This window comes from Lysinibacillus sp. NPDC096418 (genome assembly GCF_044762775.1).
In the GTDB taxonomy this organism is placed as follows: Bacteria; Bacillota; Bacilli; order Bacillales_A; family Planococcaceae; genus Lysinibacillus.
The window spans coordinates 1-12,100 of the sequence record NZ_JBIWEY010000061.1 but is presented as its reverse complement, the minus strand read 5'-3'; the positions used below and the strand labels follow the sequence as shown (position 1 = coordinate 12,100).

At 38.3% G+C, this 12,100-nt stretch carries 9 protein-coding genes, 1 tRNA gene and 1 rRNA gene; 3 read left to right on the top strand and 8 right to left on the bottom strand.

Annotated elements, in window-relative coordinates:
* Nucleotides 1–91 (bottom strand): 5S ribosomal RNA (rrf, locus tag ACIQZG_RS23910); the annotation flags it as partial.
* 638 nt (nucleotides 92–729) lie between these two features.
* Nucleotides 730–1,818: a cysteine desulfurase family protein gene (locus ACIQZG_RS23905; RefSeq protein WP_402758575.1), complete on the bottom strand. Its 1,089-nt coding sequence runs from the start codon at nucleotides 1,816–1,818 to the stop codon at nucleotides 730–732.
* A gap of 93 nt (nucleotides 1,819–1,911) precedes the next feature.
* Between ACIQZG_RS23905 and nadB the strand changes: the two genes are divergently transcribed.
* Genes nadB through nadA form a run of 3 tightly spaced genes read left to right on the top strand, consistent with a single transcriptional unit; the run spans nucleotide 1,912 to nucleotide 5,405 of the window.
* Nucleotides 1,912–3,498 (top strand): L-aspartate oxidase, encoded by a 1,587-nt coding sequence (nadB, locus tag ACIQZG_RS23900; RefSeq protein ID WP_402758573.1) that lies wholly within the window; start codon nucleotides 1,912–1,914, stop codon nucleotides 3,496–3,498.
* On the top strand, nucleotides 3,455–4,315 hold the full coding sequence (nadC, locus tag ACIQZG_RS23895) for a carboxylating nicotinate-nucleotide diphosphorylase (RefSeq protein WP_402758572.1): 861 nt from the start codon (nucleotides 3,455–3,457) through the stop codon (nucleotides 4,313–4,315). The genes nadB and nadC overlap by 44 nt, the downstream gene beginning before the upstream one ends.
* Nucleotides 4,302–5,405: a quinolinate synthase NadA gene (nadA, locus tag ACIQZG_RS23890; protein ID WP_402758570.1), complete on the top strand. Its 1,104-nt coding sequence runs from the start codon at nucleotides 4,302–4,304 to the stop codon at nucleotides 5,403–5,405. The genes nadC and nadA overlap by 14 nt, the downstream gene beginning before the upstream one ends.
* Nucleotides 5,406–5,644: 239 nt before the next feature.
* Here the strand turns inward: nadA and opp4C are convergent, their stop codons facing one another.
* From opp4C to ACIQZG_RS23860, 6 genes are all read right to left on the bottom strand, one after another.
* On the bottom strand, nucleotides 5,645–6,544 hold the full coding sequence (gene opp4C, locus ACIQZG_RS23885) for an oligopeptide ABC transporter permease (RefSeq protein WP_402758577.1): 900 nt from the start codon (nucleotides 6,542–6,544) through the stop codon (nucleotides 5,645–5,647).
* Between the two features lie 22 nt (nucleotides 6,545–6,566).
* A complete protein-coding gene (opp4B, locus tag ACIQZG_RS23880) occupies nucleotides 6,567–7,532 on the bottom strand; it encodes an oligopeptide ABC transporter permease (RefSeq protein WP_402758568.1) in 966 nt (321 codons plus the stop codon).
* Nucleotides 7,533–7,664: 132 nt separating this feature from the next.
* Nucleotides 7,665–9,395, bottom strand: coding sequence for an oligopeptide ABC transporter substrate-binding protein (gene opp4A / locus ACIQZG_RS23875; RefSeq protein ID WP_402758566.1), 1,731 nt, complete (start codon nucleotides 9,393–9,395; stop codon nucleotides 7,665–7,667).
* 51 nt (nucleotides 9,396–9,446) lie between these two features.
* Nucleotides 9,447–10,436, bottom strand: a complete 990-nt coding sequence (locus ACIQZG_RS23870) for an ABC transporter ATP-binding protein (RefSeq protein WP_402758564.1) — start codon at nucleotides 10,434–10,436, stop codon at nucleotides 9,447–9,449.
* A 4-nt stretch (nucleotides 10,437–10,440) separates the two neighbouring features.
* The gene (locus ACIQZG_RS23865; RefSeq protein ID WP_402758562.1) at nucleotides 10,441–11,436 is read right to left on the bottom strand and encodes an ABC transporter ATP-binding protein; all 996 of its coding nucleotides are present in this window, start codon (nucleotides 11,434–11,436) and stop codon (nucleotides 10,441–10,443) included.
* A 572-nt stretch (nucleotides 11,437–12,008) separates the two neighbouring features.
* A tRNA-Glu gene (locus tag ACIQZG_RS23860) sits at nucleotides 12,009–12,080 on the bottom strand.
* Nucleotides 12,081–12,100 lie beyond the last annotated feature (20 nt).

The following is a 12,100-nucleotide window of genomic DNA, read 5'->3' as shown; positions in this document are numbered from 1 at the left end:
GGGGAAGCCCCCAACTACCATCGGCGCTAAAGAGCTTAACTTCCGTGTTCGGTATGGGAACGGGTGTGACCTCTTTGCCATCATCACTAGACTATGTATTTCGTTTTGAAGTTTTTAACCTGTCCTTCAAGACAAGAATTATTATATAACGTTATATTGGATTGCGCAACACTTTTATATAAAAAAAAGAAATTATTTTATTTTCGAAGTTTTTCTTATCATAGAAGAGAATTAATTGCCCTATTAATCATTATAGCAATTGTTTTTTCAAAAGAAAACAATTAAATTACAACCTCTTAATAAAAGTAGTTTAGCCTGCTATTTCATACTAGGTTAACTTATGTATTACATTCTATAGATAATATCTAATCGGCAGCTCATTCAAATAATCTCTTTTCAAAAATTACAAAACACATTTGTCTGCAAAGTTATATTTGATGAACATTTCATTATTTGCGACGAAAGCTCGAGCGAAACATAGCAGGAGAATCACGTACGAGACGTAAGACGCAACAAACCGCGCATAGCAAGGGTTGCGGCTTACGCTAAGCCTTCTAAAAGCAACTTCTTGAGCGCAAAATCCTTCAGGTCTATTTTATAAGAGAATTTATTGGAAAATACTTTTTCAGTGCCTCTCACTAATCCCTTAAAAGTCACCGCCTCCGTTCCATGTACTTACCTAAATTGGGGATTTCAAGTCAGGTACATGTTTTGATAATGACCTACAGTTTATACATTAGAAAGTCCCTCTATTAATCTATCAATTTCTTCGAAAGAAGTTGTTGGACCAAATGAAATTCTAAAAAATTGACGTGCTTCTTCCATTGTATACCTCATCGATAAAATAGCTTTTGTTCCAGACTCACTTTTAATATCACACGCACTCCCTGTAGAAATACATATTCCGGCCTCATTTAACTTTAATAATACATATTGCCCTTCGACCTTCTCCATCAATAATCCACATATATTCGGTAGTTGCTCAGCTGAATTAATGATGCGACAAGTTTGTGGCAAATTTTTTCGTAAGTATTGGCGTAACGCTTCATAATGTTGACGCTCATACTGAAAAGCTTCAATTGCAGCGCTAAATGCGACAATAGCAGGTGTATCTAATGTACCGCCTCGTAAACCACGTTCATGTGTGACGCCGGGCGTTAATGCGGGAACACGAATCTTTGGATTTATGTATACAGCTCCACAACCTTTAGGCCCTCCAATTTTATGAGCAGAGACAGTCATAGCATCCACCTGTTCAGAAAATGGCTGTGTTGACAGTTTACAAAATGACTGTACACAATCTACATGAAAAAAGACGTTCGCTTTCTTGGCGATATCAGCCATTTCTGCCACGGGTTGAATAGAACCAATTTCTGAATTGACGTGTTGAATCGTAATAAGTACGGTATCTTCCCGTATAGCTTCGGTTAGTTGTACTACATTCACACAGCCATTTTCCTGTAGTGGAAGCTTTGTCACAACATACCCTATTTTCTCAAGCGTGTTTAGCGCTGCATGAACGGATGTATGCTCTGCTTGCGATGTAATAATGTGCTTACCTTTTTTAGAAGCCATAGCGACCGACAAAATGGCTAACAAATTCCCTTCTGTCCCGCTTCCTGTAAAAATCACACCATCACTACTAACACCAAGCTTCTTTGCAACAACCTCTCTTGCCAACTCAACAAAATAACTTGCTTGTCCCCCCGCATCGTGAAGGCTTGCACTATTACCATAATAACGCTGTGCTACTTCACAATAAGCCTGCAATGCTTCAGGAGACATTGGTGATGTCGATGCATAATCCAAATAAATCATCGTATCTCTTCCTTTCTAGTAATATCAGGTCTTGTTTTCTCTTTTATTTTATGTAAAGATATGTGTCAAGACAACTGTAAAGAAGGTAAAGCTATGGATGTAAAGACAGATGTTCTCATTATAGGTAGTGGTATAGCTGCTCTACAAGCAGCTCGACTACTCGGACAGCAGTTTCATATACAGATTGTAACCAAGTCATCTGTTTATATGAGCAGTTCTTATCGTGCACAAGGAGGCATTGCCGCGGTCACCAACCGCGAAGATCAAACAAGCATTCATATTACAGATACACTAATTGCCGGTGTACATCATCATGAAAAGCAACATGTTGAAACATTAATAGAAGACGGCTCAAAAATTATGCAGCAATTTATATCAGATGGACTTCCTATCGATCGTCAACCTTCTGGTGAACCTTCTCTAGGTTTAGAAGGTGCACATAGTCAACAGCGTATCATACACGCTGGCGGAGATCGCACCGGTAAAATATTTATCGATTATTTACTCAAGCAACTTCCCCCTAACGTCGTTATCAATTCTTATGAAATGGCCTATGAATTACTACTGAATACAAATGGTGCCTGCATCGGCGTACTCACGAAAGACCAACATGACACAAAGCGTTATTTTGCACATCATGTCATTCTAGCAACTGGTGGTGCGGGGGCCCTCTATTCTTGTACCTCCAATTATGAGACAAATACCGGAGATGGCATTGCGCTAGCATATCGTGCAGGTGCTGCGATAAGTGATATGGAATTTATGCAATTTCATCCAAGCTTACTATGGTGTAATGGCGAGGCAAAAGGTCTCGTCTCTGAAGCTGTACGTGGGGCTGGTGGAGTTTTTGTCGATGAAGAGCGGCAACCAATTATGAAAGGTATCCATCCACAGCTTGATTTAGCGCCACGCCATATTACAGCACATACTTTATTTACAAAACGAGCTGCTGGGCAGGAAACGTACATCGATATTTCTAGTATTCAGTATTTTGAAAAAAAGTTCCCAACCATTACGAAGCTCTGTCGTGAAAATGGGGTTGACCCTGAAAATGGCTTAATTCCAGTTGCGCCCGGAAGTCATTTTTTGATGGGGGGCATTGTGGCTGATGATACAGGAAAAACTTCGATTCCAAATTTATATGCAGTTGGTGAAGTCGCATGTACGGGTGTGCATGGTGCAAATCGCTTAGCAAGTAACTCGTTACTAGAAGGCATTACATTTGGGCAAAAAATGGCTGAATCCATATTAAATGCTGGTTGCACGCAAAAAAACTTCATAATTGCTATAAGAGACTGTACACTGCCACTGCCCTCATTACTAACAAAAGAAACTTTACAACAGTTGATGATGCAAACATTAGGCATTGTTCGAAACCCGACCGACATGCAACAGTTTGTACAGCGCTTACCTACGTTGCAAATCTTACAGCACGTAAACCTAAAAGGACTCTACCAACAGGAACTTGAACTTTATATGATGCATGTCGTTGCCACGATCATGGCCCATGCTGCGATTACACGAACAGAATCACGCGGTGCCCATATTCGTAGTGATAAACCAAACAATGACGAGCAATGGCAACAACGATGGATAATTTTCGAAAATGGACGGACGAAAGTGAGGAATACATTATATGAACATCATCAAACTCGAGGAAATGCTGAAGCAATTTTTTAATGAGGATATCGGAGATGGAGACTTATCAAGTGAATTCATTTTTAGCGCTGAACAACAAGGCTCTTTTTCCTTTTATGCAAAAGAGGACGGCATTTTTTGCGGTGCACTAATTATTGAACATGGTTTTCACCTCCTCGACCGTACACTGAATATTACTCTGCACAAAAAAGATGGTGAATCTGTTATTGCTGGTGATGTCCTCGCGGTAATTGAAGGGCCACTACAAAAATTATTAATCGGAGAGCGTGTTATTTTAAACCTTGTTCAGCGAATGTCTGCCATTTCAACTGCTGCCAATTTAGCGGTATCCAAAACTAAAGGTACAAGTGCAAAGATTTGTGACACACGTAAAACAATACCTGGCTTACGAATGCTCGATAAATATGCCGTTCGAACAGGTGGTGCTTATAATCATCGAAGTGGTTTATACGATTCAATCATGCTAAAGGATAATCATATCGCCTTTGCAGGAAGCATTACAAAAGCTGTACAAGCAGCTCGTGCAAACATCGGTCATACCGTCAAAATAGAAGTCGAAATTGAAACAAAAGCCCAATTAGATGAAGCCATCGAAGCCGGTGCGGATATTATTATGTTTGACAACCGCACACCAGAAGAAATTCGGGCATGGCTTCCAACTGTCCCTGCGCACATTGCGACAGAAGCTTCAGGTGGTATTACACTCGAAAACCTAGATGCATACGCCGCTTCTGGCATCCAGTGGATTTCACTCGGTGCGATTACCCATTCAGTGAAAGCTTTCGATATTAGTGCACTTGTGCAAACGAAAGGAGCTCATTCCCTTGTCAATTACTAGTCTATTACAACAAGCCTCACTACTCCCAGAGCATTACAGATCATTAACTAGAGCTGATATGGAAGCTCGAATTATTGCCATCAAAAACAGATTAGGTAGTAAGCTTTTTATCCCTGGACATCATTATCAAAAAGATGAAGTCATTCAATTTGCCGACGCAACAGGTGATTCCTTACAACTTGCTCAATTATCTGCTGCAAATAATGAAGCCGAACACATCGTATTTTGCGGAGTACACTTTATGGCCGAAACAGCTGATATGTTAACGACTGATCAGCAACACGTTTACTTGCCCGATATGCGTGCAGGCTGTTCAATGGCTGATATGGCCGATATTTATCAAACAGAACAAGCTTGGCCAATTTTACAACAACTTTTTGGCGATACTATTATTCCGTTAACGTATGTCAACTCAACAGCAGCGATTAAAGCATTTACAGGACGACATGGCGGAGCTTGTGTCACGTCCTCTAACGCAAAAAGAATGGTGGAATGGGCATTTTCGCAAAAAGAGCGCATCTTCTTCTTACCTGATCAGCATTTAGGAAGAAACACTGCGTATGATTTAGGTGTGCCACTTGAAAATATGGCTGTCTGGAATCCACACACAAATACTCTTGAAACAGATCAGCCGCCAGAAAACATTCAGGTAATCTTATGGAAAGGACACTGCTCCGTTCATGAAGGCTTTACTGTGCAGCATACAGAAATCATTCGTCAAACATATCCCGATATGCGCATCATCGTGCATCCTGAATGTAGCCGCGAAGTTGTTGCTGCTGCGGATGATGCAGGCTCGACGAAATACATTATTGATACCATTAATAACTCACCAAGCGGATCAGCATGGGCGATCGGCACTGAGATGAATCTTGTGAATCGCATCATCAAGCAACACCCTGATAAACATATTATTTCTTTAAACGAAAACTTTTGTCCTTGTCTCACTATGAATAGAATCGACCTTCCACATCTGCTTTGGTCACTCGAAAGCATTGAACAAGGTCAGCCACATAACCGCATACAAGTTGATGCACACACAGCAGAAGAAGCACGCAGCTCCCTTGAAAGAATGCTTTCTAGAGGATAACTATTTTTCACAGATTAAAAGGTAGACTTGTTAATCAACTACTGACAAGTCTACCCTTTTTTGTACTCTACACTTATGTAGTAATTTAGCAATTTACTTAGCTGACTATTCATAATTTCTTCCCTTCCTACCTTCAGCATCTATACGCTAAAATCTATACAAAAAAATAAAAGCCGGACGAATATGAAAATACCCAGCCCAGCTTCAATTAACGATGTAGCAAGTTCTGAAAATAAATTCTATCTTCTAGACTTAGGATTCATAGCATCTTTTAGCCCTTCTCCAATAAAATTGATGGACAAGATTACTAATGTAATAGCGGTTGCAGGAGGTACCCACATCCAAATTTTATTGTATAGCACATCGGAGTTTCTTGCTTCCGATAACATATTCCCCCAACTTGGTGTATCTGCCGGGACACCAAAACCTAAAAAACTTAAAGCGGACTCCACGACAATCGTCACCGCTAATAATAAAGTAGCTTGTACAATAATCGTTGATGCAACGTTGGGTAATAAATGTTTCATAATTATTTTCACAGGTTTACCACCAATGGATTTAGCTGCTAAAATATATTCATTTTCTTTTTCTGCAAGGATTCTACTGCGTACAATACGTGCGACGCCGCCCCAATTTAAAAAAGCAATGACAATTATTAATGTCCATAGGCCCGAAACTTTGCCTGAAAGAATCGTATTTATAACAATAACAAATATAAGAAATGGGAACATTAATACAAAGTCAGTCAATCGCATAAGTATTTGTCCTATCCTACCCCCGAAGTACCCTGAAATAGCACCTACAGTTGTCCCTACCAAAACAATTAAAAACATCCCAGCTAATCCTATCGTTAATGACGATCTTCCCGCATAGAGCATCCGTGTAAAAACATCACGCCCATTTGTATCAGTACCTAGCCAATGCTCACTCGATGGAGGCAAGTTAATGTTCATGAGATCCACACGAACAATATCCTTTGACGTTATATAGGGTGCTAAAAACGACAGGATTATAACGATTAGTAGAAATATGAGGCTAATCATCGCTAACTTATTTTTAGTAAATTTTCTTCTTGCTATCACCCACGGGGAGGGGCTTTTCTTCGGTGTTTTTGGTGCTGAAACTTCTTTGTCCGTCATGATTACCACAGATTTCCCCTCCTTACTCTAATCTAATACGCGGGTCTACAATACCGTAAAGTAAATCTGCTATTAAATTCCCAAACAGTGTTAGGAATGAAAGGAGCATAGTAATCGACATCATTACCGCATAGTCTCTTCGTCCCACGGATTCTAAAAAAAGTGCACCTAATCCTGGATAAGTAAAAATTGTTTCTGTAATAACCGCTCCACTAATTAATGTAGCAATATCAAAACCAAGAAATGTTACAAGAGGAATAATTGAATTTCTCAATATATGCTTATTATAAATAGTCGATTCTTTCGTTCCTTTTGATCTTGCTGTCCTTACATAATCTTTTCTACTATTCTCGATAATGTCATTACGTAAAAATTGCGTATATGAAGCTGTCCCCATTAACCCTAAAACTAAAGCCGGCAGTAATACATGTTTCATTTTACTAATATAGTAATCCCATGTCCCCTCTTCTAGGCCAACACCTACTGAACCATTAAACGGGAACCACCCTAATTTAAAGGAGAAAAAGTAAATAGCAACAATTCCTGCTACGAAAGATGGAATTGCTAATGCTAAATAATTGTACGTTGAAATCAAATTATCACCAAGTGTATATGGTTTTCTACCCGCAAACATCCCCATTATAAAAGCAAATATATACGTTATGACTAAAGATGTTCCCACTAAAAATAATGTATTAGGAATACGTTGTGCGATGATTTCCGCTGCAGGTTTTTTATATGTCGTTGATTTGCCAAAATCGCCTTGTACAAAATCGGAAATCCATCGACCATATTGCACAATTATCGGATCGTTATAGCCTAATTTCTCTCTCATTTCAGCAATGTACGCTGGATTTGTATTGGATGGATCTATTTCTCCTGCAAACGCATCGCCTGGCATCATTTTTGCTAAGGTGAACACCACTAACGAAATAAGGAGTAATAATGGGATCATGCCAAGTAGTCTACGAAGTGTGTATTGAACCATGTGACATCTCCTTATCTATAAAGTTTTACTACTATCAGACACCCTTTTCTTAGACATCTGATAGTAGCAGTGATTAACTAGATTTTCTGTTATCTATTAGCAGCTTGCTCATACAATTTTTTTATAGTTTGCTTACTTAGTTACATACCATTTATGAACATCATTTTGGAAACCTACAGCGTTAATGTGAACACCCTCAAGACGTTTATTAATACCATATAAATCCAAGTTTTCCCATAATGGAATTGCAGGTACCTGCTCATTAAAATATTTTTGCCACTCAACATAAACATTTTTACGGTATTCTTTATCAAACGATTTTTCACTTAAGCCTTCGTCTATCAGTCGTTGGTTTTCCGCATCGACCCAACGGCCAAAATTCCACTCAGCATTATTTGCCCAAAGTCCAGATGGATCAGGATCTGAACCTGTACCCCAAGAACCGAAGAATGCTTCTAATGCCGCATCATCATTATCTTTCATTTCGTTATATAAGTTGAATTCAATTAACGTACCTGTTGCTAATTCTGTTTTCACGCCAATGTCATTCCAAGCTTGAATGATAGCTTGTGAACGGCCTTCAAAAGCAGCTGGACCAGCATAGTGACCGAATGAAATTTTAAATGGTTTGCCACTTGGATCTTCTACAAAGCCATCTCCGTCTTTATCCACGTAACTAGCTGAAGCTAATAGTTCTTTTGCCTTTTCCTGATTGAATTCATATTGGTTCAACTCGGCCTCATAAGCAGCTATCCAGAAAGTACGAGGAATCACTGTATTTGCAACCTCTGCCTTTCCTTCTAAGAAAGCATCGATCATTGCTGGACGGTTAATTGCATATAGTAAGGCTTGTCGCAATTCTTTCGATTTTAATTTATCAAAATCCGCTATATTTGTAAGTGAAGCTTTATCACGGTGACCAAATCGAAGCCCGATGTAAGAATAAGTTACACCCGTAGTTTCTTCAATACGCACATCTTCTAATGCTGATAGCTCTTTCACGGACTGTGGTCTAATTTCCATTATGTCAATATCACCATTTTGGAAAGCACCAGTTGCTAACGATGGATCGATAACCTTTATAATTACTCCATCAAGCAGTGGTTTTCCTTTCCAATAATCATCGAAACGTTCTAATTCAGTATATTCGCCGTCCACAACCTTCTTTACTTTAAAAGGTCCTAAACCTACAGGCGTTTCACGAACTTGCTTGGATTCTTCAAGATCTTTAACAGCAATGCCTTCATAATGTTTCTTTGGCATTGGACTAGGCCATAGATTCTCTAAATTATTTACTTTAACAGCCTCAAATGTAATTTTTACTGTGTGTGGGTCTACTACTTCAATTCCTTCGATTGAATCAGCTTTTCCCTCTTTTTTTGCTTTTGCCCCTTTAATGCCCTCCACATAATTGAAGCGTGGACCAATAAAATCTGGATGTGCCATTGTCTCTAAGGCAAATACCCAATCATCCACCGTTAATTCTTCGCCGTTGTGCCACTTTACACCTTTCTGAAGTGAAAACGTATAAGTTAGCTTGTCCTCACTAATTTCCCATGTTGCTAATTCAGGAACATATTCTAATTGATCATTTACTGTATATATTTCATCCAACATAAACTCTTGAATTTTGCTGTCAACAACACTTCCTGAATATGCAGGATCATATATACCTTCTGGTGCTGTGTCAGTTCCAAATGTTATGACACCACCTTCTTTAGGACCAGTGGACGTCTCTTTCTTTGGCTCTTCCTTGTCCTTCTCGCCTTCATTGTCAGTAGTAGTTGAACCACCGCTACAAGCTGCTAACACTAGTGTCATTAATAACATAAGCATGAATACCCATAATGCCGATTTCTTCATAAAATCCCCCCAATATTTTTAATGATTCAGAATATTACAGAGCCATCTTATTTAATATAAGTGACAAGCAACACTATGTCCCAGCTTCACCTCCTTTAAGGGTGGCTTGGATACTAAACATTCTGCCATAGCTTTAGAACATCTTGGATGAAAAGCACAACCTTGTGGAGGGTTCGCTGGACTAGGCACATCTCCTTCCAATACAATACGGCTGCTCTTTTTTCTCGGATCAGGTACTGGGATTGCAGAAATTAACGCCTGTGTATAAGGATGCATAGGTTCATCATAAATATTTTCTTTGTCAGCTATTTCAACAATATTACCTAAATACATAACGCCAATTCGATCACTCATATGTTTAACAACACTCAAGTCATGCGCAATAAATAAAAAAGTTAAATCAAACTCATCTTGCAACTCTTTTAATAGATTAAGAACTTGAGATTGAACAGATACATCTAATGCTGAAACTGGTTCATCGGCAATGATTAACTTCGGTCTAAGTGCTAATGCTCTCGCTATTCCTATTCTTTGACGCTGACCTCCTGAAAATTCATGTGCGTATTTGTAATAGGCATCCTCAGGCAACCCTACTTTTCTCAGTAGATCTACTACTTCATCTTTTAATGATTTTAGTGATTTATTATGAAAATTCATGATTGGTTCAGCTACGATACTCCCTACCATTTGCATTGGGTTTAATGATGCATAGGGATCTTGAAACACCATTTGAATATCTTTTCTTATTTCTCTTAATGATCTTCCTTTTAATGTTGTAATATCCTGACCATTGAATACTATTTGTCCGTCAGTCGGATTTAATAGCCTTAAAATTGTGCGTCCTGTTGTAGATTTTCCACAACCAGATTCTCCAACTAAGCCCAATGTTTCTCCGTTTTTTATCGCAAAAGATACATTATCAACGGCTTTTACATGTCCGACTGTATGTCTAAGTAATCCACCCTTAATTGGGTAATAGGTTTTTAAATTTTTCACTTCTAGTAAACTATCTTTATCTTGTTTGACCGTTGTATAATCCATCCTGTCATCTCACTCCCTCTCTAATATCACTACTTTTGTACAGTAAACATGCAACATCATGATCTAAGTCTATAGTCTCAAGCCACGGCGTGACAGTACTACACTCCGTCATCGCAGATGGGCATCGGTCAACAAATCGGCAGCCTGTCTTAGGCATATTTTTTAAAGATGGAACAATTCCCTGGATGGTAGCTAGCTCTTCAACTTCCTTATCTATCCTTGGAATTGATGCCATTAATAGCTTTGTATATGGATGCTTCGGGTTATAGAACAAGTTATCAACATTAGTTCGCTCTACAATTTTCCCCGCATACATCACAATTACTTCATCACACATTTCTGCAACTACGCCTAAATCGTGTGTGATTAAAATAATGGACATGTCATTCTTTTCTTGTATGCTCTTGAGTAATTCAAGTATTTGAGCTTGTACCGTAACATCAAGTGCCGTAGTAGGTTCATCTGCAATTAGTAACTTGGGTTGACAGGCAATCGCAATGGCAATCATCACTCGTTGTCTCATTCCGCCTGACAATTGATGAGGGTATTCTTCAACGATTTTTTCCGGTCTAGAGATCCCTACGCTCTTTAATAAATCGATTGCCTTATTTCTAGCTTCTTTCTTGGTAATATTGCTATGATTCAGCATGACCTCTTCTATCTGAAATCCAATTGTAAATACTGGATTTAATGACGTCATTGGCTCCTGAAATATCATACTAATATCTTTACCTCTTATTTTATTCATTTCATCGTTGGAATTATTCTCTATATTTTTTCCTTGGAATTTTATTTCACCGTCTGTAATTTGTCCTATTCCCATTGGAAGTAGTTTCATGATTGAAAGTGACATCACACTCTTGCCGCACCCAGATTCGCCAACTACACCAATAATCTGGCGTGGCTTAACTGAAAATGATACATCATCAACCGCATGATATATTTCCCCCTCAATATCAAACCCTGTTTTCAGATTTACTACTTCAAGCATCAAATTCATCAAACTCCCCCTTTATGTATTGTAGTGACCTTTCAATATTCTGATTTTTCTATAAATTAAAGATGTTATTTCGGTTAATACTATTACAATTATTACATTTTTGCAATTTATATCAATTTTATGTTTCTATATTTGTAGATTCGATGTACATTATTTATTACATATATATTCTAAATAATAATTTTATATTTACTTAATTCCTGATAAAAGCTAAACCGGCTCTATTTGCTATACAAAAAAATGAATAATGGTTCACTTTTAAATTTCGTAAATAAACTTTAAAATAAACTAATTTTCGTATATATAAAACAAAAGCCAATTCTTATTGATTTAGAATTGGCTTTTGTACTATATTAGCAATAATCCTTTATTTAAATGTACATCCATTAATCCTCTCAATTAATTGATATCCCTAGACTGTATTTCAAAAGTGCAACATCTAGATTTCCCCTTATTCAGAGTTAATCAACCTATTGAGAAAAGAAATCCTAACACCTTTCATGCTACTAAAAAGTATAATAGAATCAAAAAAGCACAGAAGATGTTTTTCAACGTCTTCTGTGCTTTATGTATGACCCCTACGGGATTCGAACCCGTGTTACCGCCGTGAAAGGGCGGTGTCTTAACCGCTTGACCAAGGGGCCAATCTATAGTGGCGGAGAAG

Excerpts from the sequence above, each read along its gene's own strand:
- ACIQZG_RS23905 (WP_402758575.1), bottom strand. The coding sequence starts at position 1,818 with ATGATTTATTTGGATTATGCATCGACATCACCAATGTCTCCTGAAGCA.
- nadB (WP_402758573.1), top strand. The coding sequence starts at position 1,912 with ATGGATGTAAAGACAGATGTTCTCATTATAGGTAGTGGTATAGCTGCT.
- nadC (WP_402758572.1), top strand. The coding sequence starts at position 3,455 with ATGAACATCATCAAACTCGAGGAAATGCTGAAGCAATTTTTTAATGAG.
- opp4C (WP_402758577.1), bottom strand. The coding sequence starts at position 6,544 with ATGACGGACAAAGAAGTTTCAGCACCAAAAACACCGAAGAAAAGCCCC.
- opp4B (WP_402758568.1), bottom strand. The coding sequence starts at position 7,532 with ATGGTTCAATACACACTTCGTAGACTACTTGGCATGATCCCATTATTA.
- opp4A (WP_402758566.1), bottom strand. The coding sequence starts at position 9,395 with ATGAAGAAATCGGCATTATGGGTATTCATGCTTATGTTATTAATGACA.
- ACIQZG_RS23870 (WP_402758564.1), bottom strand. The coding sequence starts at position 10,436 with ATGGATTATACAACGGTCAAACAAGATAAAGATAGTTTACTAGAAGTG.
- ACIQZG_RS23865 (WP_402758562.1), bottom strand. The coding sequence starts at position 11,436 with ATGAATTTGATGCTTGAAGTAGTAAATCTGAAAACAGGGTTTGATATT.